This is a genomic window from Scandinavium tedordense (genome assembly GCF_024764965.1).
Lineage (GTDB): Bacteria > Pseudomonadota > Gammaproteobacteria > Enterobacterales > Enterobacteriaceae > Scandinavium > Scandinavium tedordense.
In genome coordinates this window covers 1-24,898 of record NZ_JALIGG010000053.1, presented here as the reverse complement: position 1 = coordinate 24,898, position 24,898 = coordinate 1, and the positions used below count along the sequence as shown (strand labels likewise).

The 24,898-nt window shown below is 53.4% G+C and carries 24 protein-coding genes and 1 rRNA gene; 17 read left to right on the top strand and 8 right to left on the bottom strand.

The window, feature by feature from the left end; translation table 11 throughout:
- Positions 1 to 30 precede the first annotated feature (30 nt).
- The 12 genes from bamA to tilS all read left to right on the top strand — a co-directional run bounded on the left by bamA (position 31) and on the right by tilS (position 15,646).
- A complete protein-coding gene (gene bamA, locus MUU46_RS07840; protein ID WP_159761200.1) occupies positions 31 to 2,436 on the top strand; it encodes an outer membrane protein assembly factor BamA in 2,406 nt (801 codons plus the stop codon).
- Between the two features lie 124 nt (positions 2,437 to 2,560).
- Positions 2,561 to 3,055, top strand: a complete 495-nt coding sequence (skp, locus tag MUU46_RS07835) for a molecular chaperone Skp (protein WP_258965248.1) — start codon at positions 2,561 to 2,563, stop codon at positions 3,053 to 3,055.
- Between the two features lie 3 nt (positions 3,056 to 3,058).
- Positions 3,059 to 4,084, top strand: a complete 1,026-nt coding sequence (gene lpxD, locus MUU46_RS07830) for a UDP-3-O-(3-hydroxymyristoyl)glucosamine N-acyltransferase (protein ID WP_258965247.1) — start codon at positions 3,059 to 3,061, stop codon at positions 4,082 to 4,084.
- A 102-nt stretch (positions 4,085 to 4,186) separates the two neighbouring features.
- A complete protein-coding gene (gene fabZ, locus MUU46_RS07825; protein ID WP_110510849.1) occupies positions 4,187 to 4,642 on the top strand; it encodes a 3-hydroxyacyl-ACP dehydratase FabZ in 456 nt (151 codons plus the stop codon).
- Between the two features lie 3 nt (positions 4,643 to 4,645).
- Positions 4,646 to 5,434: an acyl-ACP--UDP-N-acetylglucosamine O-acyltransferase gene (lpxA, locus tag MUU46_RS07820; protein WP_110510850.1), complete on the top strand. Its 789-nt coding sequence runs from the start codon at positions 4,646 to 4,648 to the stop codon at positions 5,432 to 5,434.
- Entirely contained in the window at positions 5,434 to 6,579 is a 1,146-nt protein-coding gene (lpxB, locus tag MUU46_RS07815) for a lipid-A-disaccharide synthase (RefSeq protein ID WP_159761208.1), read from the top strand. Before lpxA ends, lpxB begins: the two co-directional genes overlap by 1 nt.
- Before the next feature lie 5 nt (positions 6,580 to 6,584).
- Entirely contained in the window at positions 6,585 to 7,172 is a 588-nt protein-coding gene (gene rnhB / locus MUU46_RS07810; protein ID WP_374684999.1) for a ribonuclease HII, read from the top strand.
- Positions 7,173 to 7,195: 23 nt separating this feature from the next.
- Positions 7,196 to 10,678, top strand: coding sequence for a DNA polymerase III subunit alpha (gene dnaE, locus MUU46_RS07805; protein ID WP_258965246.1), 3,483 nt, complete (start codon positions 7,196 to 7,198; stop codon positions 10,676 to 10,678).
- 12 nt (positions 10,679 to 10,690) lie between these two features.
- Positions 10,691 to 11,650, top strand: coding sequence for an acetyl-CoA carboxylase carboxyl transferase subunit alpha (accA, locus tag MUU46_RS07800; protein WP_159761214.1), 960 nt, complete (start codon positions 10,691 to 10,693; stop codon positions 11,648 to 11,650).
- Positions 11,651 to 11,752: 102 nt separating this feature from the next.
- Positions 11,753 to 13,891 (top strand): lysine decarboxylase LdcC, encoded by a 2,139-nt coding sequence (locus tag MUU46_RS07795; protein WP_258965245.1) that lies wholly within the window; start codon positions 11,753 to 11,755, stop codon positions 13,889 to 13,891.
- A 60-nt stretch (positions 13,892 to 13,951) separates the two neighbouring features.
- Complete coding sequence (locus tag MUU46_RS07790; protein WP_258965244.1) at positions 13,952 to 14,341, top strand: VOC family protein; 390 nt, start codon at positions 13,952 to 13,954, stop codon at positions 14,339 to 14,341.
- Between the two features lie 3 nt (positions 14,342 to 14,344).
- Complete coding sequence (tilS, locus tag MUU46_RS07785; protein WP_258965243.1) at positions 14,345 to 15,646, top strand: tRNA lysidine(34) synthetase TilS; 1,302 nt, start codon at positions 14,345 to 14,347, stop codon at positions 15,644 to 15,646.
- A 17-nt stretch (positions 15,647 to 15,663) separates the two neighbouring features.
- Here the strand turns inward: tilS and rof are convergent, their stop codons facing one another.
- Positions 15,664 to 15,924, bottom strand: coding sequence for a Rho-binding antiterminator (gene rof, locus MUU46_RS07780; protein WP_110510858.1), 261 nt, complete (start codon positions 15,922 to 15,924; stop codon positions 15,664 to 15,666).
- A complete protein-coding gene (locus MUU46_RS07775) occupies positions 15,911 to 16,111 on the bottom strand; it encodes a YaeP family protein (RefSeq protein ID WP_110510859.1) in 201 nt (66 codons plus the stop codon). Before MUU46_RS07775 ends, rof begins: the two co-directional genes overlap by 14 nt.
- Before the next feature lie 195 nt (positions 16,112 to 16,306).
- On the opposite strand from MUU46_RS07775, the gene MUU46_RS07770 reads away from it, so the two are divergent.
- From MUU46_RS07770 to nlpE, 3 genes are read left to right on the top strand one after another with little or no spacing between them, the layout of a single operon-like run.
- The gene (locus MUU46_RS07770; protein ID WP_258965242.1) at positions 16,307 to 16,852 is read left to right on the top strand and encodes a YaeQ family protein; all 546 of its coding nucleotides are present in this window, start codon (positions 16,307 to 16,309) and stop codon (positions 16,850 to 16,852) included.
- A complete protein-coding gene (gene arfB / locus MUU46_RS07765; RefSeq protein WP_159761238.1) occupies positions 16,849 to 17,271 on the top strand; it encodes an alternative ribosome rescue aminoacyl-tRNA hydrolase ArfB in 423 nt (140 codons plus the stop codon). Before MUU46_RS07770 ends, arfB begins: the two co-directional genes overlap by 4 nt.
- Before the next feature lie 30 nt (positions 17,272 to 17,301).
- Complete coding sequence (gene nlpE, locus MUU46_RS07760) at positions 17,302 to 18,000, top strand: envelope stress response activation lipoprotein NlpE (RefSeq protein WP_258965241.1); 699 nt, start codon at positions 17,302 to 17,304, stop codon at positions 17,998 to 18,000.
- A gap of 78 nt (positions 18,001 to 18,078) precedes the next feature.
- Here nlpE and proS read toward each other — a convergent pair whose 3' ends face one another.
- The 6 genes from proS to metN form a co-directional block, all read right to left on the bottom strand.
- Entirely contained in the window at positions 18,079 to 19,797 is a 1,719-nt protein-coding gene (gene proS, locus MUU46_RS07755) for a proline--tRNA ligase (RefSeq protein WP_258965240.1), read from the bottom strand.
- Between the two features lie 112 nt (positions 19,798 to 19,909).
- The gene (tsaA, locus tag MUU46_RS07750) at positions 19,910 to 20,617 is read right to left on the bottom strand and encodes a tRNA (N6-threonylcarbamoyladenosine(37)-N6)-methyltransferase TrmO (RefSeq protein ID WP_159761244.1); all 708 of its coding nucleotides are present in this window, start codon (positions 20,615 to 20,617) and stop codon (positions 19,910 to 19,912) included.
- On the bottom strand, positions 20,614 to 21,018 hold the full coding sequence (gene rcsF / locus MUU46_RS07745; protein WP_159761246.1) for an envelope stress sensor lipoprotein RcsF: 405 nt from the start codon (positions 21,016 to 21,018) through the stop codon (positions 20,614 to 20,616). The genes tsaA and rcsF overlap by 4 nt, the downstream gene beginning before the upstream one ends.
- Before the next feature lie 106 nt (positions 21,019 to 21,124).
- The gene (locus tag MUU46_RS07740; RefSeq protein WP_159761248.1) at positions 21,125 to 21,940 is read right to left on the bottom strand and encodes a MetQ/NlpA family lipoprotein; all 816 of its coding nucleotides are present in this window, start codon (positions 21,938 to 21,940) and stop codon (positions 21,125 to 21,127) included.
- 41 nt (positions 21,941 to 21,981) lie between these two features.
- A complete protein-coding gene (locus MUU46_RS07735; protein WP_110510867.1) occupies positions 21,982 to 22,635 on the bottom strand; it encodes a methionine ABC transporter permease MetI in 654 nt (217 codons plus the stop codon).
- Positions 22,628 to 23,659, bottom strand: coding sequence for a methionine ABC transporter ATP-binding protein MetN (gene metN, locus MUU46_RS07730; RefSeq protein ID WP_159761250.1), 1,032 nt, complete (start codon positions 23,657 to 23,659; stop codon positions 22,628 to 22,630). Before metN ends, MUU46_RS07735 begins: the two co-directional genes overlap by 8 nt.
- Positions 23,660 to 23,847: 188 nt before the next feature.
- Between metN and gmhB the strand changes: the two genes are divergently transcribed.
- Together gmhB and MUU46_RS07720 are read left to right on the top strand one after the other, a co-directional pair.
- Positions 23,848 to 24,414, top strand: coding sequence for a D-glycero-beta-D-manno-heptose 1,7-bisphosphate 7-phosphatase (gmhB, locus tag MUU46_RS07725; protein WP_159761252.1), 567 nt, complete (start codon positions 23,848 to 23,850; stop codon positions 24,412 to 24,414).
- A gap of 371 nt (positions 24,415 to 24,785) precedes the next feature.
- A 16S ribosomal RNA gene (locus tag MUU46_RS07720) occupies positions 24,786 to 24,898 on the top strand; the annotation flags it as partial.

Genomic DNA, 24,898 nt, shown 5'->3' with positions numbered 1-24,898 from the left:
AGAGAGTGTTAGGAAGAACGCATAATAACGATGGCGATGAAAAAGTTGCTCATAGCGTCGCTGCTGTTCGGCAGCGCGACCGTATACGGTGCTGACGGATTCGTAGTGAAGGATATTCATTTCGAAGGCCTGCAGCGAGTTGCTGTTGGTGCGGCCCTCCTCAGCATGCCAGTTCGTCCTGGCGATACGGTTACTGATGAAGACATCAGTAACACCATCCGTGCGCTGTTTGCCACTGGCAACTTCGAGGATGTTCGTGTTCTGCGTGATGGTGATACGTTGTTGGTGCAGGTCAAAGAGCGCCCAACGATTGCCAGCATCACTTTCTCCGGTAACAAATCGGTGAAAGATGACATGCTCAAACAGAACCTCGAAGCCTCTGGCGTTCGCGTTGGCGAATCTCTCGACCGTACCACTCTCGGTGATATCGAGAAGGGACTGGAAGACTTCTATTACAGCGTCGGTAAGTACAGCGCGAGCGTTAAAGCGGTTGTGACTCCGCTGCCGCGTAACCGTGTTGATCTGAAGCTGGTCTTCCAGGAAGGCGTATCGGCCAAAATTCAACAGATCAACATCGTCGGTAACCATGCGTTCAGCACCGATGAGCTGATCTCTAACTTCCAGCTGCGTGACGAAGTGCCGTGGTGGAACGTCGTAGGCGATCGTAAATACCAGAAACAGAAGCTCGCGGGCGACCTTGAAACCCTGCGCAGCTACTATCTGGATCGCGGTTACGCACGTTTCAATATCGATTCCACTCAGGTCAGCCTGACGCCGGATAAAAAAGGTATCTACATCACCGTCAACATTACCGAAGGCGATCAGTACAAGCTGTCGGGCGTTGAGGTCAGTGGAAACCTGGCAGGTCACTCTGCGGAGATTGAAAGCCTGACCAAAGTAGAGCCAGGTGAGCTCTACAACGGTGCCAAAGTGACCAAAATGGAAGATAACATCAAGAAACTTCTGGGTCGCTATGGCTACGCATATCCGCGCGTACAGTCTCAGCCTGAAATCAACGATGCTGATAAGACCGTCAAGCTGCATGTGAGCGTTGATGCGGGTAACCGTTACTACGTGCGTAATATTCGCTTTGAAGGTAACGATACCTCCAAAGATGCGGTCCTGCGTCGCGAAATGCGTCAGATGGAAGGCGCATGGCTCGGCAGTGACCTCGTGGATTCCGGTAAAGATCGTCTGAACCGTTTGGGATACTTCGAAACCGTTGATGTGGATACGCAGCGCGTACCAGGCAGTCCGGATCAGGTTGATGTTGTCTACAAGGTGAAAGAACGTAACACCGGTAGCTTCAACTTTGGTGTGGGTTACGGTACGGAAAGCGGCATCAGCTTCCAGGTCGGCGTTCAGCAGGATAACTGGTTGGGTACGGGCTACTCTGTCGGTATCAACGGCACCAAGAACGACTACCAGACCTACTCTGAGTTCTCCGTGACCAACCCGTACTTTACGGTTGATGGCGTGAGTCTCGGTGGTCGTATCTTCTACAATGACTTTAAAGCCGATGATGCGGACCTCTCCTCGTATACTAACAAGAGCTACGGCCTTGATGGTACGTTGGGCTTCCCGATTAACGAATACAACACGCTGCGTGCGGGTCTGGGCTACGTGCATAACGACCTGTCCAACATGCAGCCGCAGGTGGCCATGAACCGCTACCTGGATTCTATCGGTCAGGGTACAAGCACCACCAACGACGATTCGAGTTTCTCTGCGGATGACTTCACCTTCAACTACGGTTGGACGTATAACCACCTTGACCGTGGGTTCTTCCCGACGGAAGGTTCACGCGTTAACCTGAACGGTAAAGTCACTATCCCAGGCTCCGATAACGAGTTCTACAAAGTGACACTCGATACCGCGTCCTACTTCCCGATCGATAACGATCACAAGTGGGTGCTGCTGGGTCGTACACGTTGGGGCTACGGTGATGGTTTAGGTGGCAAAGAATTGCCATTCTATGAGAACTTCTATGCCGGTGGTTCAAGCACCGTACGTGGTTTCCAGTCGAACAACATCGGTCCTAAAGCGGTTTACTACGGTCCGAATCAGGATAACTGCGATAACGAAACGTTGTGTAGATCTGACGATGCTGTCGGGGGTAACGCAATGGCCGTGGCCAGTGCTGAGCTGATTGTTCCAACGCCATTTATCAGTGATAAATATGCTAACTCAGTCCGTACGTCATTCTTCTGGGATGCAGGTACAGTCTGGGATACAAACTGGGAAAACACCGCGCAGATGCAAGCCGCAGGAGTGCCTGATTATGGCGACCCGGGCAATATCCGTATGTCTGCAGGTATCGCATTACAATGGATGTCGCCATTGGGGCCGTTGGTCTTCTCCTACGCCCAACCGTTTAAAAAATACGATGGAGACAAAGCGGAACAGTTCCAGTTTAACATTGGTAAAACCTGGTAATTGTTCTGTGCAAAGGAATGCTAATGCAGTAGTAGCGATGACATCTGACGATCACTCGCGTGGTTGCATGACTTCGCAAAAAACGGTGCCTTCGGGCATTCATGGGATGGTAAGGAGTTTTATTGTGAAAAAGTGGTTATTAGCTGCAGGTATGGGTTTAGCAATGGCGGCATCTGCACAAGCAGCAGATACAATTGCAATTGTTAACATGGGTAGTTTGTTCCAGCAGGTTGCACAGAAAACTGGTGTTTCTGCAACTTTGGAGAACGAATTCAAAGGTCGTGCAAGCGAACTGCAGCGTCAAGAATCCGATCTGCAGAGCAAAATGCAGCGTCTGCAGCGCGATGGCTCTACCATGAAAGCGAGCGAACGCAGCAAGATGGAAAAAGACATCATGTCTCAGCGTCAGGCTTTCTCTCAGAAAGCTCAGGCTTTTGAGCAGGATCGTTCACGTCGCTCTAACGAAGAACGCGGTAAACTGGTTACTCGTATCCAGTCTGCAGTGAAGAGCGTAGCGTCTGACCAGAAAATCGATCTGGTTGTTGATGCAAACACCGTTGCTTACAACAGCAGTGACGTTAAAGACATCACCGCTGATGTGCTGAAACAGGTTAAATAAGTAATGCCTTCAATTCGACTGGCTGATTTAGCTCAGCAGTTGGATGCAGAATTACACGGTGATGGCGATATCGTCATCACCGCTGTTGCGTCCATGCAATCCGCTAAAGCAGGCCATATTACGTTCATGGTAAATCCCAAGTACCGTGAACACCTGGCCTTGTGCCAGGCCTCTGCTGTTGTGATGACGGCGGACGACTTACCTTTTGCTAAAAGCGCGGCGCTGGTAGTGAAGAACCCCTACCTGACTTACGCCCGTATGGCCCAAATTCTCGATTCTACGCCGCAGCCGGCGCAGGATATCGGCCCGAGCGCGGTGGTTGATGCTACTGCGAAACTCGGTCAAAACGTCTCTATCGGCGCGAATGCGGTTATCGAATCCGGGGTTGTTCTCGGCGATAACGTCCGTATTGGTGCGGGTTGTTTCATTGGTAAAGACACGACTATCGGTGCAGGAACGCGCCTGTGGGCGAACGTCTCCGTTTACCATGAAATTGAGATCGGTGAAAATTGCCTGATCCAATCCAGCACTGTTATCGGCTCAGACGGCTTCGGTTATGCCAACGATCGTGGCAACTGGGTGAAGATCCCCCAACTGGGCCGCGTCATTATTGGCGATCGCGTGGAGATCGGTGCATGCACCACAATCGATCGCGGTGCGCTTGACGATACCGTTATCGGCAATGGCGTTATCATTGATAACCAGTGCCAGATTGCGCACAACGTGGTCATCGGTGACAATACCGCCGTTGCAGGCGGCGTTATCATGGCAGGCAGCCTGAAAATTGGCCGTTACTGCATGATCGGCGGTGCGAGCGTTATCAATGGCCACATGGAAATCTGCGACAAAGTCACAGTGACCGGAATGGGCATGGTTATGCGCCCGATCACTGAGCCTGGTGTATACTCCTCAGGCATTCCGCTGCAGCCGAATAAGGCCTGGCGTAAAACCGCTGCGCTGGTGATGAATATTGATGACATGAGCAAGCGTCTCAAAGCTCTTGAGCGTAAAACCAGTCAACAAGACTAACGACTCACCCTAAGCGCCAACCTTCCCGGCCTGTCTGATTTCTTATAATCCGGCAGGCCGTGTTATTATTGCATTTCAGTATATTTAGACAGGAAGAGTATTTTGACTACTGACACTCATACTCTGCACATTGAAGAGATTCTGGAACTTCTGCCACACCGTTACCCGTTCTTACTGGTCGATCGTGTGCTGGACTTTGAAGAAGGTCGTTTTCTGCGCGCAGTTAAAAATGTCACCGTGAATGAGCCATTTTTCCAGGGGCATTTTCCGGGCAAACCGATTTTTCCAGGCGTGCTGATTCTGGAAGCCATGGCGCAAGCTACTGGTATTCTGGCATTCAAGAGCGTGGGTAAACTCGAACCAGGTGAACTTTACTACTTCGCTGGTATCGATGAAGCGCGCTTTAAGCGTCCAGTCGTGCCAGGAGATCAGATGATCATGGAAGTCACCTTTGAGAAAACTCGCCGTGGCCTCACCCGCTTTAAAGGCGTGGCGATGGTTGACGGTAAAGTTGTTTGCGAAGCGACGATGATGTGTGCTCGTAGCCGGGAGGCCTGATACGTGATTGATAAAACTGCCTTTATCCATCCTACTGCCATTGTGGAAGAGGGTGCCGTTATCGGTGCCAACGCTCACATTGGTCCGTTTTGTATTGTAGGTTCAGACGTCAGCATTGGCGAAGGGACCGTACTGAAGTCTCATGTTGTGGTTAACGGTCATACGACTATTGGCCGTGACAATGAAATCTATCAGTTTGCTTCCATCGGGGAAGTTAACCAGGATCTTAAATACGCTGGCGAACCGACTCGTGTGGAGATTGGCGATCGCAACCGCATCCGCGAAAGCGTCACCATTCATCGTGGCACAGTACAGGGCGGCGGATTGACGAAGGTAGGCAGCGACAACCTGCTGATGATCAACGCCCACGTGGCGCACGATTGTACAGTCGGCGATCGCTGTATTCTTGCCAACAACGCAACGCTGGCAGGTCACGTATCTTTGGACGACTTTGTTATTGTCGGTGGCATGACGGCTGTCCATCAATTCTGCACCATTGGTGCACACGTGATGGTTGGTGGCTGCTCCGGCGTAGCTCAGGACGTCCCTCCGTACGTTATCGCGCAGGGCAACCACGCCACGCCTTACGGTGTAAACATCGAAGGGCTGAAGCGCCGTGGTTTCAGTCGAGAAGCGATCATTGCGATTCGCAATGCGTATAAAGTGCTGTACCGCAGCGGTAAAACGCTGGAAGAAGCCAAACCAGAAATTGCTGAACTTGCAGAGCAACACCCTGAGGTGAAAGCTTTCTCTGACTTCTTCGAACGTTCTACGCGTGGTTTGATTCGTTAATGTCTGAACGCCCATTAACGATAGCCCTGGTCGCCGGAGAAACCTCCGGCGATATTCTTGGTGCCGGTCTGATTCGCGCATTGAAAGCGCGGGTGCCGAATGCCCGATTCGTCGGTGTCGCCGGGCCATTAATGCAAGCTGAAGGCTGTGAAGCCTGGTACGAAATGGAAGAGCTGGCGGTAATGGGGATCGTCGAAGTCCTCGGTCGTCTGCGTCGTCTGCTGCACATTCGCTCCGATCTGACCCGCCGTTTTACCGAACTCAAGCCGGACGTTTTCGTCGGCATTGATGCGCCTGACTTCAACATTACCCTTGAGGGGAATCTGAAGAAACACGGCCTCAAAACTATTCATTATGTCAGCCCGTCCGTCTGGGCCTGGCGCCAAAAACGTGTTTTCAAAATTGGCAGAGCCACCGATCTGGTGCTCGCATTTCTGCCTTTCGAAAAAGCGTTTTATGACCGATTCAATGTTCCCTGCCGTTTTATCGGCCACACGATGGCAGATACCATGCCGTTGGACCCTGATAAAAACGCCGCCAGAGACACGTTGGGCATTGCCCACGATGTCCATTGTTTGGCACTGCTGCCAGGTAGTCGCGGCGCTGAAGTGGAAATGCTCAGTGCCGATTTCCTGAAAACGGCACAGCTGCTGCGCAACCATTATCCCGATCTGGAAGTCGTTGTGCCGCTGGTTAACGCCAAACGCCGCGAGCAGTTTGAGCGTATCAAAGCAGAAGTGGCGCCCGACTTGAATGTTCACATGCTCAACGGAATGGGTCGAGAAGCGATGATTGCCAGCGATGCTGCTCTGTTGGCCTCAGGCACAGCAGCGCTCGAATGCATGCTGGCGAAATGCCCAATGGTCGTGGGTTATCGCATGAAGCCGTTCACTTTCTGGCTGGCGAAACGGCTGGTGAAAACTGACTACGTGTCGCTACCTAATCTGCTGGCAGGTCGGGAACTGGTGAAAGAACTCTTGCAGGATGAGTGTCAGCCGGAGCTGCTCGCAAAAGCGCTACAGCCGTTACTGGCGGATGGCAAAACCAGCCACGCAATGCATGACACCTTCCGTGAACTGCACCAGCAGATTCGCTGCAATGCCGACGAGCAGGCAGCCAATGCGGTGCTGGAGCTGGCACAATGACAGACATGTTTATCTATCCGCATATCCATTTGGTGGCGGGTGTCGACGAAGTGGGTCGCGGTCCGTTAGTGGGCGCGGTGGTTACCGCTGCAGTAATCCTCGATCCGGCGCGGCCGATTATCGGTCTGAATGATTCCAAAAAATTGAGTGAAAAACGCCGCCTGGCGCTGTTCGATGAAATCAAGGAGAAGGCGCTAAGCTGGAGCCTCGGTCGTGCAGAGCCGCACGAAATCGACGAACTCAACATTCTGCATGCCACGATGCTGGCGATGCAACGCGCCGTTGCAGGCCTGCACATTTCACCGGAATACGTGCTGATTGACGGTAATCGCTGTCCGACGCTGCCGGTACCGTCAATGGCGGTCGTCAAAGGCGACAGCCGAGTAGCGGAAATCAGTGCAGCATCTATTCTGGCGAAAGTGTCCCGCGATGCGGAAATGGCCGCGCTGGACATTACCTTCCCCGAATATGGCTTCGCGCAGCATAAGGGATACCCTACGGCTTTCCATCTGGAAAAGCTGGCTCTACATGGCGCCACCGAACACCACCGGCGCAGTTTCGGGCCTGTTAAACGCGCTCTGGGCATTGCCTGAATAAGTAAAGCGGGATTCTGAAGATGGCTGAACCACGTTTCGTACACCTGCGGGTGCATAGCGACTACTCCATGATTGATGGGCTGGCGAAGACCGGGCCGCTGGTGAAAAAGGCGGCCGCTCTCGGTATGCCTGCGTTGGCGATCACCGATTTCACCAACCTCTGCGGCCTGGTGAAGTTCTACGGCGCGGGTCACGGAGCCGGTCTGAAACCGATTATCGGTGCGGATTTCCACGTTCAAAGCGAGCTGTTTGCCGATGAGCTGACACAGCTGACGGTCATTGCCACCAACAACGAAGGCTATCAGAACCTGACGTTGCTTATTTCACGCGCCTATCAGCGCGGGTACGGCGCACAAGGGCCGTATATCGACAGGGACTGGCTGGTTGAGCAGAAGGAAGGGTTGATCCTGCTGTCCGGCGCACGAATGGGCGATGTGGGCCGGGCATTGTTGCGCGGCAACAGGGCGCTGGCCGAACAGTGTGCTGCGTTTTACCAAGAGCATTTCCCGGATCGCTACTATCTGGAGCTGATCCGTACCGGTCGTCAGGACGAAGAAAATTACCTGCACGCGGCGGTAAAACTGGCTGAAGAGTGTGGTTTACCTGTCGTAGCAACCAACGATGTGCGTTTTATTGATGCCAGCGACTTTGACGCGCATGAAATTCGCGTGGCCATTCACGACGGTTTCACGCTCGACGATCCTAAGCGCCCGCGCAACTATTCGACGCAGCAGTACATGCGTAACGAAGACGAGATGTGCGAACTGTTTTCCGATATTCCGGAAGCGCTGGTCAATACTGTTGAAATTGCTAAACGCTGCAACGTCACCGTCCGTCTTGGTGAATACTTCCTGCCGCAGTTCCCAACCGGGGAAATGACCACCGAAGATTTCCTCGTCGTGAAATCGAAAGAAGGGCTCGAAGATCGTCTTGAATTCCTGTTTCCGGACCCGGCCGTACGTGCTGAAAAACGCCAGCCATACGATGAGCGTCTGGACATCGAACTTCAAGTTATCAACCAGATGGGGTTCCCGGGCTACTTCCTTATCGTAATGGAATTCATCCAGTGGTCGAAGGATAACGGTGTGCCTGTAGGTCCGGGACGTGGTTCCGGTGCAGGCTCGCTGGTGGCGTATGCGCTGAAAATTACCGACCTCGATCCGCTGGAATTCGACCTGCTGTTCGAACGTTTCCTTAACCCGGAACGTGTATCTATGCCCGACTTCGACGTTGACTTCTGCATGGAGAAACGCGACCAGGTTATCGAACACGTGGCGGAAATGTACGGTCGCGACGCGGTATCGCAGATTATTACCTTCGGTACGATGGCGGCGAAAGCGGTTATCCGCGACGTGGGCCGCGTGCTCGGCCACCCGTACGGTTTCGTTGATCGCATCTCCAAATTGGTGCCGCCCGACCCGGGCATGACGCTTGCCAAAGCCTTTGAAGCTGAACCACAGCTGCCGGAAATCTACGAGGCAGATGAAGAGGTTCGCGGGCTGATTGATATGGCGCGTCAGCTCGAAGGGGTCACCCGTAACGCCGGTAAGCACGCCGGCGGCGTGGTTATCGCGCCGACTAAAATTACCGACTTTGCCCCGCTGTACTGCGATGAATCCGGGCTTCATCCGGTGACCCAGTTCGATAAAAACGACGTGGAATATGCCGGCCTGGTGAAGTTTGACTTCCTGGGTCTGCGTACGCTGACGATCATCGACTGGGCGTTGAAGATGATCAACCCGCGCCGGGCGAAGCAGGGCTTAGAGCCGATTGATATCGCCTCTATCCCGTTGGAAGATAAGAAAAGCTTCGACATGCTGCAACGCTCGGAAACCACGGCGGTGTTCCAGCTTGAATCCCGCGGCATGAAAGACCTGATTAAGCGTCTGCAGCCCGACTGCTTCGAAGATATGATAGCCCTGGTGGCCCTGTTCCGTCCGGGGCCGCTGCAGTCCGGCATGGTAGATAACTTTATCGACCGTAAGCACGGGCGTGAAGAGATTTCCTATCCTGACGTACAATGGCAGCACGAAAGCCTGAAAACTGTACTGGAGCCGACCTACGGCATCATCCTGTACCAGGAACAGGTTATGCAGATTGCCCAGGTACTGTCGGGTTATACCCTCGGCGGCGCGGATATGCTGCGTCGTGCGATGGGTAAGAAAAAGCCCGAAGAGATGGCCAAGCAACGTGGCACGTTCGAAGAAGGCGCAATCAACAACGGCGTCGACGGTGAACTGTCGATGAAAATCTTCGACCTGGTGGAAAAATTCGCCGGGTACGGCTTTAACAAATCGCACTCTGCGGCCTATGCGCTGGTTTCTTACCAGACGCTGTGGTTGAAGGCACATTATCCGGCTGAATTTATGGCTGCGGTCATGACGGCCGATATGGATAATACCGAGAAAGTCGTCGGGTTGGTGGATGAGTGCTGGCGCATGGGGTTGAAAATTCTGCCGCCAGATATCAACTCCGGGCTGTATCATTTCCATGTCAATGACGAAGGGGAAATCGTTTACGGTATCGGTGCGATTAAAGGCGTCGGGGAAGGCCCGATTGAAGCGATTCTTGAAGCACGTAACGAAGGCGGTTATTTCCGCGAGCTGTTTGACCTCTGCGCCCGCGTAGACACCAAAAAGCTCAACAAACGCGTGCTTGAAAAACTGATTATGTCCGGGGCGTTTGACCGCCTCGGTCCGCACCGCGCGGCGCTGGCAAACTCGCTGCCTGACGCATTAAAAGCGGCAGATCAGCATGCCAAAGCCGAAGCCATTGGCCAGGCGGATATGTTCGGCGTTCTGGCCGATGAGCCTGAACAGGTGGAACAATCCTACGCCAGCTGCCAGCCGTGGCCGGAACAAATCGTACTGGATGGTGAACGTGAAACGTTAGGTTTATACCTGACCGGCCACCCGATCACCCAGTATCTCAGAGAAATTGAGCGCTATGTCGGCGGCCTGAGGCTTAAAGACATGCATCCGACCGATCGTGGTAAAGTGACCACGGCGGCGGGGCTCGTGATTGCTTCGCGGGTAATGGTCACCAAGCGAGGCAATCGTATCGGCATCTGTACGCTGGATGACCGTTCCGGGCGGCTGGAGGTGATGTTGTTCACCGACGCGCTGGATAAATACCAGCATTTGCTGGAAAAAGACCGCATACTTATCGTCAGCGGACAGGTCAGCTTTGATGACTTCAGCGGGGGGCTTAAAATGACCGCCCGTGAAGTTATGGACATTGACGAAGCCCGGGAAAAATATGCTCGCGGGCTTGCTATCTCGCTGACGGACAGGCAAATTGATGACCAGCTTTTAAACCGTCTCCGTCAGTCTCTGGAACCCCATCGTTCGGGGACTATTCCAGTACATCTCTACTATCAGAGGGCTGATGCACGCGCACGGCTGCGCTTTGGCGCGACCTGGCGTGTTTCTCCGAGCGACCGTTTACTGAACGAGTTGCGTGGCCTCATTGGGTCGGAGCAGGTGGAACTGGAGTTTGACTAATACAGGAATACTATGAGTCTGAATTTCCTTGATTTCGAACAGCCGATTGCAGAGCTGGAAGCGAAAATCGATTCTCTGACCGCCGTGGGCCGTCAGGATGAAAAACTGGATATTAACATCGACGAAGAAGTGCATCGTCTGCGTGAAAAAAGCGTAGAACTGACACGTAAAATCTTCGCCGATCTTGGTGCATGGCAAGTGGCCCAGCTGGCACGCCATCCGCAGCGCCCATATACCCTGGATTATCTGCGCCTGGCGTTCGATGAGTTTGACGAGCTGGCGGGCGATCGTGCCTATGCCGACGACAAAGCTATTGTCGGCGGTATCGCACGTCTGGATGGGCGCCCGGTGATGGTCATTGGTCACCAGAAAGGCCGTGAAACCAAAGAGAAAATTCGCCGCAACTTCGGTATGCCGGCTCCGGAAGGCTACCGTAAAGCGCTGCGCCTGATGGAAATGGCTGAACGCTTCAAGATGCCAATCGTGACCTTCATCGACACCCCGGGTGCATACCCTGGCGTCGGCGCGGAAGAGCGTGGTCAGTCTGAAGCGATCGCGCGCAACCTGCGTGAAATGTCTCGCCTGAAGGTGCCGGTTATCTGCACCGTTATCGGTGAAGGCGGCTCCGGTGGTGCGTTGGCTATTGGTGTGGGTGATAAAGTGAATATGCTGCAATACAGCACCTATTCCGTTATCTCTCCAGAAGGCTGCGCCTCCATTCTGTGGAAAAGCGCTGACAAAGCGCCACTGGCTGCTGAAGCCATGGGCATCATTGCGCCGCGTCTGAAAGAGCTGAAGCTTATCGATACCGTTATCCCTGAACCACTGGGTGGCGCACATCGCAAGCCGGAAGCGATGGCAGCAAGCCTGAAAGCCCAGCTGTTGGCCGATCTGGAAGACCTGGAAGTGCTGAGCACCGAAGACCTGCTCAACCGTCGCTACCAGCGCCTGATGAGCTACGGCTACGCGTAAGCGTAAAGAGTGCTCCGAAAAAGCCACACGTCGTGTGGCTTTTTTTATAGCTGCAGTTCAGCTGCGCTATGATTAGCACAGGTTTTTTTCCAGGAGGAATGCGTGAATATTATCGCCATCATGGGGCCGCACGGCGTCTACCATAAAGATCAGCCGATTAAGGATCTGGAAGCGTCGCTGACGCAGCAGGGATTCAAAATTATCTGGCCGCAAAACAGCGCTGACCTAATCAAGTTCATTGAGCAGAATCCGCGTATCTGCGGGGTTATCTTCGACTGGGATGAATACGGTGAAGAACTGTGCCGCGATATCAATCAGCTCAACGAATATTTGCCGCTTTACGCATTCATCAACACTCATTCCACGCTGGATGTCAGCGTTAACGATATGCGCATGGCGCTGTGGTTCTTTGAGTACGCACTGGGTGCGGAAGAAGACATCGCCACGCGCATACGCCAGTACACAAGCGAATACCTCGACAACATCACTCCGCCGTTTACCCGGGCGCTGTTTAATTATGTGAAAGAGGGGAAATATACCTTCTGTACGCCAGGACATATGGCGGGAGGGGCGTATCAAAAAAGTCCAGTGGGCTGTCTGTTTTACGATTTCTTCGGCGGAAATACCCTGAAGGCGGATGTCTCGATATCGGTGACTGAGCTGGGCTCGCTGCTCGACCATACCGGCCCGCATCTGGAAGCGGAAGAGTATATCGCCCGCACATTTGGAGCCGAGCAGAGTTACATGGTGACCAACGGCACGTCGACGTCGAACAAAATCGTCGGCATGTACGCGGCTCCGACGGGCAGTACGTTGTTGATTGACCGCAACTGCCATAAGTCGCTGGCGCATTTACTGATGATGAGTGACGTGGTGCCGCTGTGGCTGAAGCCGACCCGCAATGCGCTTGGCATTCTGGGGGGGATCCCGAAACGGGAATTTACCCGCGACAGCATCACGCAAAAAGTCAGCGCCACTTTTGGGGCGGAATGGCCGGTACACGCGGTTATCACCAATTCCACCTATGATGGTCTGCTGTATAACACCACCTGGATTAAAGAAACACTCGACGTGCCGTCGATTCACTTTGATTCTGCGTGGGTGCCTTACACGAATTTTCATGCGATTTATGAAGGTAAAAGCGGCATGAGCGGCGATCGTCTGCCGGGCAAAGTCATCTACGAAACGCAGTCCACGCATAAAATGCTGGCCGCGCTGTCGCAGGCGTCGCTCATCCATATCAAAGGCGACTATGACGAAGACACCTTCAACGAAGCCTTTATGATGCACACCTCGACGTCGCCGAGTTACCCGATTGTAGCCTCGATTGAAACCGCCGCGGCGATGCTGCGCGGAAATCCGGGTAAGCGCCTGATTAACCGTTCCGTTGAGCGTGCGCTGCATTTCCGTAAAGAGGTACAACGTCTGCGCGAAGAGTCTGAAGGCTGGTTCTTTGATATCTGGCAGCCTGAAAAGGTAGATGAAGCCGAATGCTGGCCGGTTTCGCCGGGAGAAGACTGGCACGGATTTTCCGATGCTGATGCGGATCATATGTTCCTCGATCCGGTTAAAGTGACGATCCTGACGCCGGGGATGGACGAGCAAGGCAACATGAGCGAAGAGGGGATCCCGGCGGCGCTGGTGGCGAAATTCCTCGATGAACGAGGTGTGGTGGTCGAGAAAACCGGGCCGTATAATTTGCTGTTCCTGTTCAGCATCGGGATCGACAAAACACGTGCAATGGGCTTGCTGCGTGGCCTGACGGAGTTTAAGCGCGCCTACGATCTGAATTTACGGGTCAAAAACATGCTGCGGGATCTGTATGCGGAGGATCCCGATTTCTATCGCAACATGCGTATTCAGGATCTGGCGCGAGGGATCCACAAACTTATCTGTCAGCATCAGCTCTCGCATCTGATGCTGCGTGCGTTCGACGTACTGCCGGAAATGAAAATGACGCCGCACAAAGCCTGGCAGCGGCAGATCAAAGGTGAGGTGGAAACAATCCAGATAGAGCAGCTGGTGGGGCGCGTTTCGGCTAACATGATCCTGCCGTATCCACCGGGCGTTCCGCTGCTGATGCCGGGAGAGGTCATCACTGAGGAAAGCCGTGCGGTGCTCGATTTCCTGTTGATGCTGTGTTCCATTGGGCGTCATTATCCTGGCTTTGAAACCGACATCCACGGCGCGAAGCGTGATGAAGATGGCGTGTACTGGGTACGAGTCTTAAAAGAGGCCTGATGTCTTGCGTCAGGCGTCTCGCCACAGGTAACGTGCTGCGGATATCAATAAGGAGAAAACATGCTGGGTTTAAAACAGGTTCACCACATCGCCATCATCGCAAGCAACTACGCCAGGAGTAAGGCGTTCTACTGCGATATTCTGGGCTTCACCCTGCAGGGCGAGTTTTATCGTGAAGAGCGGGATTCCTGGAAAGGCGATTTGGCGCTTAACGGCCAGTACACTATTGAGCTGTTTTCTTTTCCGTTTCCGCCTGCACGTCCGTCACGTCCTGAAGCGTGCGGCCTACGCCATCTGGCCTTTAGCGTGGATGACCTCGATGCTTCCGTTGCCCATCTCGAAAGCTACGGCGTGAAATGTGAGGCGATTCGAATCGACCCGTTTACCGACCGCCGCTTTACTTTCTTTAGCGATCCGGACGGACTGCCGCTGGAGCTGTATCAGCAATAACTCATGAGCCTGAAATCTGTCATCGACGCGTTACAACCTTATCGACATTTTCTGGTCGCCTTCAGCGGCGGCCTGGATTCGACGGTGCTTTTGCATCAGCTGTCGTGCTGGCGAGAGCAATCACCTGACGTCACACTGCGCGCTATCCACATTCATCATGGGTTGAGTGCAAACGCTGACGCCTGGGTGGCGCACTGTCGGCAGGTTTGTTCTGGGCTGGAAGTACCGCTGGAAGTGGTAAGGGTAACGTTGGCAGACGAAGGGCTTGGTATTGAGGCTCACGCCCGTGAAGCGCGCTACGACGCTTTCCGTGCGGCATTGCAACCGGGCGAAGCGCTGGTCACGGCTCAGCATTTAGACGATCAGTGTGAAACGCTGCTGTTGGCGCTCAAGCGCGGCAGTGGTCCGGCGGGGCTGTCGGGCATGTCTGTAGAATCGGCCTTTGCCGGAACGACGCTACTGCGCCCATTGCTCAACCTGCGCAGAGAAGCGCTTGAGCAGTGGGCTGCCAAACACCAGTTACGCTGGATTGAAGATGAAAGTAATGGCGACGACGCTTATGATCGTAACTTCCTGCGCCTGCGGGTAGTGCCGCTCCTGACGGAACGTTGGCCACATTTTGCCGAAGCGGCGGCACGCAGCGCGGCGTTGTGCGGTGAGCAGGAAGATTTACTGGATGAGCTGCTGGCTGAAGAACTGGCCACGCTTACCGGTGCGCAAGGACAGCTTGCCATTGAACCGCTGTTGAAGGTGAGCGACTCCCACCGCGGGGCATTGCTTCGTCGCTGGCTGGCGGGGCATCAGGCGAAGATGCCGTCACGAGCGATGCTGGAACGACTGTGGCGGGAAGTGGCGCTGGCGCGTGATGATGCAAATCCGCTGGTGCGCCTGGGCGATTTCGAAGTTCGACGCTATCAGCAGCAGCTGTGGTGGGTCCCGACGTACGAACGGCAAAATGCCACCCAGCTGGCGTGGGCTGATATGACTCAACCGCTGCCGCTACCCAATGGTGATACGCTTCGTTGCAGTGAGGGAGCTGATATCCGCGCGCCGAACGCCGATGAGCACGTTAGCGTGCGTTATACCGCGTCCGGCACGTTGCATATTGTTGGGCGCAGCGGGGGGCGTAAGCTCAAAAAAATCTGGCAGGAGCTGGGCGTCGCGCCGTGGTTGAGAGAAACCACACCGCTGCTTTTTTATAATGAGACGTTAATTGCAGCGGCGGGATACTTTGTGACGCTCGGTGGGCAGTGCAGGGAAGGGGACGTTGGTTTGGCAATGATCAAACAAAAAAACGGGCAGTAGCACTGCCCGTCTGCGGATTACTCTTCGCTTACCACCACGGTACCGATATCCGGGTGGCTAAAGCTGGCTATTTTGTCGAGTCGCAGCTCGCGGCTTTCGCCTGAGGTTTCAACGACAAGGTACTCAACGTTTTTGCGTGAGACTAGATCGTTTGCTTTCGCCTTCAGCACTTCGCCATCTTTCAGCTCCAGCGCCAAAACGAGATGGTTCTGACAGGCGAGTTCGAGATTGTCATAGTCATCACAGTTGATGGGTTGATAAGACTCATTCATTGACATAATCGCTCACCAGTAAGTTTGCCGCCGCAAAGGCCGCTTTTTCCCTGACCGACTCTGAAATCGCGTCATCTGACGCCACTTCATTCAATACTTTTAGCACACAACCCAGCGAATCAGGTATATATCCCAGGTCTCCGCTGGCGATTTCCGCATACCGCTTGCGTATTAGCTCACAATACTTTTCCACATGCCCTCCTGTCAGCATTCTGACTTAACTGTGGGATGCAAGTTTAAGCCTACGAAGATAAACTCTGTTTAGCAAGGTGACTATACCATACTCATTTAAGCAATATCAGCAGGATGAGCTGTCTTGCGGTGAATTGGCGACAGCCTTTTGCGGCTGATTTCGGTACAATGGCCGCCAATTTTCAGGAGTAAAATCATGGCGCTGAAAGCGACAATTTATAAAGCGGCGGTCAATGTTGCCGACCTCGACCGTAACCAGTTTCTCGATGCCAGCCTGACGCTGGCACGTCATCCCTCAGAAACCGAAGAGCGTATGATGCTGCGCCTGCTGGCATGGATCATGTATGCCGACGATCGTCTGCAGTTTACCCGCGGCCTGAGCGCAGATGACGAGCCGGAAGTGTGGCTGCTCAACGATCATTTGGGTATCGATCTGTGGATTGAACTCGGTTTACCCGAAGAACGCCGCATTAAGAAAGCCTGTTCACGTTCGAAGCAGGTGGCGCTGTTCACCTACAACAGCCGTGCCGCGGAAATCTGGTGGCAGCAAAATCAGTCCGCGCTGGCCGGGTTCAAAAACCTGAGCATCTGGTACTTTGACGATACGCAACTGTCGCAGCTGACGGCGTTTGCGGTGCGCAATATGTCACTCCAGGCTACGCTTCAGGAAGGCACGCTGTGGCTGTCCGACGATCAGAATAATCTGGAAATCGTCCCAACCTGCTGGCAGCAGCCGAAATGATAGTTATCTCCCAGTCGGTGTCTCTGGGCGACGAAGAGGTGGAGATCACCGCGATTCGTGCGCAGGGCAACGGCGGGCAGAACGTGAATAAGACCTCAACGGCGATTCACCTGCGCTTTGACATTCGGGCCTCCAGCCTGCCAGAGTATTACAAAGAGCGACTGTTGGCTGCCAGCCACCATCTGATTACCGCCGATGGCGTGATAATCATTAAGTCGCAGGAATATCGCAGCCAGGAAATGAACCGTGAAGCGGCCGTCGCGCGGCTGGTCTCGGTGATTCAGACCCTGACCGTTGTACAAAAACACCGTCGGGCAACACGCCCAACACGGGCGTCGAAAGAGCGCCGGCTGGCGTCTAAGTCGCAGAAGTCATCGGTAAAAGCGATGCGCGGCAAAGTCCGGAGTTCCGGGGACTGACCCCACATTGAGCCACATAAGGAAATTAAGGTGAAGAAGGTACTGGTGACCCTCGCAGCGATTAGCATGCTTTGCGCATTGCCTGGCTGTAATAACCGTTCAGATGAACAGACGTTAAAAACAGGGCAGGACACCGCCCTGCAACCGATGCAGCAAAGCTGGCGCGGCGTTTTGCCGTGCGCTGATTGCGAGGGAATTGAAACGTCGCTGTTCCTGGAAAAAGACGGTACCTGGGTGATGAATGAGCGTTATCAGGGCGTTACCCGTGAGCCTTCATCGTTCGGTTCCTACGGTACATGGGCCCGCACGGCTGAAAAGCTGGTGCTGTCCGACAGCAAAGGCGAGAAGTCTTACTATCGTGCGAAAGGCGATAAGCTGGAAATGCTGGACAGAGAAGGCAATCCGATTGTCTCATCGCTGAATTACACGCTGGAGCCGGTGAAATCCAGTCTGCCAATCACGCCAATGGCGATGCGCGGGATGTATATCTACATGGCGGATGCAGCCGTCTTTACCGATTGCGCGACGGGCAAACGTGTGGCGGTGGCAAATAACGCCCAGCTGGAACGTGATTATGCTGCTGCGCGTGGCACGGAAAGCAAGCCTGTGCTCCTGACCGTTGAAGGCCATTTCACGCTGGAAGCCAATCCGGATACTGGCGAACAGGTGAAAACCCTGAAAGCCGATAAAGACGCGAAGTTCATGCCGGGTAAAGCGTGCGGTAACTGAAGCAGAACGTAAACTGCAGATAAAAAAATGCCAGCCGCATAATGGGCTGGCATTTTTTATGCCTGAAGGGCGGCAGATTTAGCCTTTAATCGACTGAACCAGGTAGTTGAGGATATCCCCGGTTTTGATCATCTGCTTCTCGCCATTACGACGGTATTTGTATTCAATTTCGTCGCTGTCGAGGTTACGGTCGCCGATGACCACGGTATGTGGAATACCGATCAGTTCCATATCGGCAAACATCACGCCCGGACGTTCTTTACGATCGTCCATCAGCACTTCAATACCCTGAGCACGCAGCTCGGCGTACAGTTTCTCGGCCAGCTCCTGAACGCGATAGGATTTGTGCATGTTCATTGGCAGGATTGCAACCTGGAATGGAGCAATGTTGTCCGGCCAAACGATGCCGCGCTCGTCATGGTTCTGCTCGATAGCCGCTGCAACCACGCGGGTCACCCCGATACCGTAACAGCCCATTGTCAGGGTCTGGTTACGACCGTCTTCACCCTGCACTGAAGCTTTCATTGCTTCGGAATACTTGGTTCCGAGCTGGAAGATGTGACCGACTTCGATCCCGCGTTTGATAAGCAGCGTGCCTTGACCGTCTGGGCTTGGATCGCCTGCCACCACATTACGGATATCAGCCACTTCCGGGGTCGTTACATCGCGGTCCCAGTTGATGCCGAAGTAGTGTTTACCGTCGATGTTTGCGCCAGCAGCGAAATCGCTCATTGCGGCAACGGTACGATCGATAACCACTGGAATGGTCATGTTGACTGGGCCGAGGGAACCCGGACCGGCATTGACGATGGCACGAATTTCAGCTTCGGTTGCGAAAGTGAGCGGGCTGGCAACGTGGGCCAGTTTTTCAGCTTTCACTTCGTTCAGTTCGTGATCGCCACGCACCAGTAGCGCAACCAGCGGGTACGCGCTGTCTTCAGCTGCTTTTACCAGCAGAGTTTTAACCGTTTTCTCAACCGGCAGATTGAACTGCTCAACCAGCTCGGCGATGGTTTTTGCATTTGGCGTTTCAACCAGCGTCATTTCTTGGGTAGCCGCCGCACGCGGTGCTTTTGGTGCCAGCGCTTCGGCAAACTCAATGTTTGCCGCGAAGTCAGAGGAGTCAGAGAAGATAACGTCATCTTCACCGCTGGACGCCAGTACCTGGAATTCGTGAGATGCGCTACCGCCGATAGAACCGGTATCTGCCTGAACAGCACGGAAATCCAGACCCATACGGCTGAAGATTTTGCTGTAAGCCGCGTACATCGCGTCATACGTTTCCTGCAGGGATTCCTGGGATGTATGGAACGAGTAGGCGTCTTTCATGATGAATTCACGGGAGCGCATCACACCAAAGCGGGGACGAACTTCATCGCGGAATTTGGTCTGGATCTGATAGAAGTTCAATGGCAGCTGTTTGTAAGAGCTCAGCTCGTTACGAATCAGGTCGGTGATGACTTCTTCATGCGTTGGGCCGAGAACAAATGGACGATCGCCGCGATCGACAAAACGCAGCAGTTCAGGGCCGTACTGCTCCCAGCGACCGCTCTCCAGCCACAAGTCAGCAGGCTGAACCACGGGCATGGACACCTCGATTGCACCGGCGTTATCCATCTCTTCACGCACGATGTTTTCGACTTTTTTCAGGACGCGCAGGCCGGTCGGCAGCCAGGTGTACAACCCGGAAGCGAGCTTACGAATCATCCCGGCGCGCAGCATCAGCTGGTGGCTGATAACCTCGGCGTCGGCAGGTGTCTCCTTCAGCGTGGAGAGCAAGTATTGACTAGTACGCATGTTATTACGGTTCCATTTGAACGATCGGCACAGGCGGGAAAGCCCGCCAGATACAAAAAAAGTGGTTTAGTTTATCAGCCTGGCAGAGTTGTCAAAAGAGAGGAGAAGAAAATTAGCGCGCTTCCAGATCAAAGACTTCGAACCCGGCGTCGGTGACGCGCCAGCGAACGTTAAAATCATGCAGCCAGACGGCGTAAGTTTTTCCTGTCTCCTCCCCTTTACGGTAGGCCGGACGCGGGTCCTGGGCCAGTACATCCATTATAAAAGCGCGAAGATGAGGATAATGCTTTTCAAGTGACGGAAATGCGCTTTCGAGTTCTGCGGTGAAGCTGACGTCTACGCAGGCAACCGGTGCTTGCTGCGCGTAGCTCGCCTGGGCATCCGGTAGCGCCTCGGCAAACGGCAGATACGGTTTGATATCCACGACCGGCGTGCCGTCCACTAAGTCCAGACTGCCGAGTTGCAGAATGACGTGGTTTTTATGACAGCGAATGTCTTTCAGTTCGACCAGTGACATTCCGATAGGGTTTGGACGGAAAGTCGATCGGGTTGCAAACACACCCATTCTGGCATTTCCGCCAAGACGGGGAGGACGAACGGTCGGACGCCAACCGCCTTCCATGGTTTGATGAAACACGAACAGCACCCAGAGGTGGCTGAAGGCTTCAAGACCGCGAACGGCATCTGGCTGATTATATGGAGACAGCAAGTGAAGTTCGCCGTTACCGTGTTGCACCAGACCGGGCTGGCGCGGGACGGCAAACTTCTCTTTATAGGGCGAGCGGATAACACCTATCTGCTCAAAGGAAAATGCACTCATTTCGCCGAAACGTTGAGGGCGCTTCCGATGCAAACGGCCTGGCGATAGCAGCCTGGCGTGCCGCTGGTGATTTCACAGCTATGCAGCAGAACCGCGTTGGCTTTCATTTTCGCAGCGTTAATTTGCAGACGCTTGCGGGCGGTCGGGATGTTCGGTGGAGAATCCTGGTTTGATGCCTGGCAGGATTCGCCACTGACTTCGCCGAGATCGCGGAACGGTTTGCCAAGCAGGTCTTCGGCGCTGTTATAGATTTTTACCGGGGCAGGGCGCGGTGCTTTCGGTTTGGCAGTCTCGGTTTTTGCTGGAGTTGCGGTGCTTTGTACAGGTTCTACGGGAGATCTGTTTAACATGGAACAGCCGCTCAGGATGAGCGCTACAAAACAGATCGGTAAAGCACGCATAGTATTTCCTCAATGTATTAAAAAGCCGAACTTATTGAATCAGCTGCCCGCCAAAATGACAAGACGGGCAAAAGCCCGTCCTGAATGATATTACTTTGTGAAAAGATTACCAGCCTTTAACCGCGCCACCGTTGAAGATCTTGTTGGCGGCTTCGTAGACTTCGTCAGACTGATACGCTTCAACGAATTTCTTCACGTTTTCCGCATCTTTGTTGTCTTCACGGCTCACGATCAGGTTTACGTACGGGGAGTCTTTGTCTTCAACAAAGATGCCGTCTTTTGCCGGAGTCAGGCCAATCTGGCTTGCGTAAGTGGTGTTGATAACGGCCAGTGCAATCTGAGCATCGTCCAGGGAGCGTGGCAGCTGCGGAGCTTCTAGCTCAACAATTTTCAGGTTTTTTGGGTTCTCGGTAATGTCCAGAGAGGTCGGCAGCAGACCAACGCCTTCTTTCAGTTTGATCAGGCCCACTTTCTGCAGCAGCAGCAGGGAGCGACCGAGGTTGGTTGGATCGTTAGGCACCGCAACCTGAGAGCCCGGCTGGAGTTCGTCCAAAGATTTGATTTTTTTGGAGTAACCAGCAATCGGATAAACGAAGGTGCTGCCGACTGGAACCAGTTTGTAGCCACGATCTTTGATCTGCTGATCCAGGTATGGTTTGTGCTGGAAGGCGTTGGCGTCAATATCGCCTTTACTCAGCGCTTCGTTAGGCAGGACGTAGTCGTTGAAGGTCACGAGTTCAACGTCAAGGCCATACTTCTCTTTTGCTACTTTCTGAGCAGCTTCAGCAACCTGCTGTTCTGCACCCACGATCACACCGACTTTAATATGGTTAGGGTCTTTTTGATCCGGACCACAACCCACGAGTGCCAGAGAACCAATCAGGGCACCTACTGCCGCAAAGGTTTTTAACTTGAACGCCATTTTCTTTCCTTAACTCTTAGAGTTGTATGTTGTGTGTAACGTTACTTGTGAGTGACAGCCCGGACGATACGATCGCCAGAGAATTGAATTAAATAAACCAGAACAACCAGTAATACCAGCACGGTGTTCATTACCGTGGCGTTATAGCCGATGTAACCGTACTGATAGCCAATCTGACCCAAACCACCGGCACCGACGGCACCGCCCATCGCGGAGTAACCGACCAGAGTGATGAGCGTAATGGTGGCCGCGTTCACCAGACCCGGCAACGCTTCTGGCAACAGGACTTTGCGAACGATCTGCATGACCGTTGCACCCATTGCGCGGGAAGCTTCAATCAGCCCGGTTGGGATTTCAAGCAGGGCATTTTCCACCATACGGGCGATAAACGGTGCTGCACCTACGGTCAGTGGAACGATCGCTGCCTGCAGGCCGATAGACGTTCCGACAATCACGCGGGTAAATGGAATCATCCATACCAGCAGGATAATGAATGGAATAGAACGGAAGATATTCACCAGTGCAGAGAGGATACCGTACAGCTTCACGTTCTCAGCAATCTGGCCAGGACGCGTGACATATAGCAGCACGCCCACAGGCAGACCCAATACGAAACCAAAGAAACCGGAAACAAAGGTCATTGCCAACGTTTCCCAGACGCCACGCGCCAGTAACCACATCATCGGCTCAGACATAACCCAGTACCTCTACTTTCACATGGTGTTCTTGCAGCCAGGCAATGGCGGCTTGCGTATCTTCGTGTGTGCCGTGCATTTCAGTCAGCATAATGCCGAACTTCACACCGCCGGCGTAATCCATCTGCGCACTAATAATGTTGTTGTTCACATTAAAGCGGCGGGCGGTTTCTGACAGCAGCGGTGCATCGACGGACTGGCCGGTAAATTCCATACGCAGCATCGGCACGCTGTCCGCCAGCTGTTCTGGTTTCAGGCGAGTCAGATAGTCTTCCGGAATGTCCAGGTGCAGTGTGGACTGAATGAATTGTTGCGCCAGTGGCGTTTTCGGATGAGAGAAGACTTCGCTCACCGTATCCTGCTCGATCAACTCACCGTTACTGATAACCGCCACGCAGTCACAGATACGCTTCACCACGTCCATTTCGTGCGTGATAAGCAGAATGGTCAGGCCGAGGCGACGGTTAATGTCTTTCAACAGTTCGAGAATAGAACGGGTAGTGGCCGGATCCAGTGCGCTGGTGGCTTCATCACACAGTAGAACGTTTGGATTGCTTGCCAGCGCACGGGCGATGGCCACGCGCTGTTTCTGACCACCGGAAAGGTTCGCCGGGTAGCTGTCGTGTTTATCTGACAAACCAACCAGTTCCAGCAGTTCCGTCACGCGTCGCTTCACTTCTTCTTTAGAGGTGTTGTCCAGCTCAAGCGGCAGGGCAACGTTCCCGAAAACGGTACGTGATGCCAGCAGGTTAAAATGCTGGAAAATCATGCCAATCTGGCGACGTGCTTTGGTTAACTGTGATTCGGAAAGGGCAGTTAAATCCTGCCCATCAACAAGAACGCTTCCCTGGGTTGGGCGCTCGAGTAAGTTGACGCAGCGGATCAGCGTGCTTTTACCTGCACCTGATGCTCCGATGACGCCGTAAATTTGCCCGGCAGGCACATGCAGGCTGACGTTATTCAACGCCTGAATGCTTTTATTGCCTTGCTGGAACACTTTGGTGATATTCGAAAGTTTTATCATTAGCTATTTATAATCGTTTAGTGATTTGCCGTGGCGTTTTGTGCTGCTGCAGAGGTGCAGCGACGTCAATGAAATGGATGTTAAGGCATCCAGACGTCTAAATCAATCCGGGAGGGCAATAATGAGCACTTTATTGGCGCAGGAAAAATGAGATACTAGCGCCACAAGCCTTACTCAGGAGCAAACCGGTGGCAAAAACCGTACCCGCTATTTTTTTAGACCGTGATGGCACTATTAATGTCGATCATGGTTATGTCCACGAAATCGACGCATTCGAATTTATCGATGGCGCCATTGACGCTATGCGTGAGCTAAAAGATATGGGCTATGCGCTGGTGTTGGTGACCAACCAGTCCGGAATTGCTCGGGGCAAATTTACCGAAGCCCAGTTCGAAACATTAACTGAGTGGATGGACTGGTCTTTGGCCGATCGTGGTGTTGATCTGGATGGCATCTATTTCTGTCCCCATCATCCGCAAGGAACAGTAGAAGAGTACCGTCAGGTCTGCGATTGCCGTAAGCCACATCCGGGAATGTTGATTTCTGCCCGTGATTTCCTTCATATCGATATGGACGCCTCCTTTATGGTTGGCGACAAAATAGAGGATATGCAGGCAGCCACCGCTGCAGGCGTCGGTACTAAAGTATTAGTGCGTACCGGCAAGCCAGTGACCGATGAGGCGGAAAATGCAGCGGATTGGGTGCTTAATAGCCTTGCGGCGCTGCCTGCAGCCATCAAAAAGCAGAATAAGTAAGCGTTCAGGCGAAAAGATGAGCGGTTGAAATAAAAATGCATTTTTCCGCTTGTCATTCCTCAGCAGCTCCCTATAATGCGCCTCCATCGACACGGAACATGTGAACAACTTCACAGTGTACCGGCGGCGATGAGAGTTAAAAATCCTGAAATTAAGGGTTGACTCTGAAAGAGGAAAGCGTAGTATACGCCACCTCGAGTTAGCAAGCGAAAGCGCGTAACTCACTGCTCTTTAACAATTTATCAGACAATCTGTGTGGGCACTCAAAGTGACATGGATTCTTAACGTCGAAAGACGCTAAATAGAATACCAAGTCTTATGAGTGAACATACGTAATTCATTACGAAGTTTAATTCGTGAGCATCAAACTTAAATTGAAGAGTTTGATCATGGCTCAGATTGAACGCTGGCGGCAGGCCTAACACATGCAAGTCGAGCGGTAACACAGGAGAGCTTGCTCTCTGGGTGACGAGCGGCGGACGGG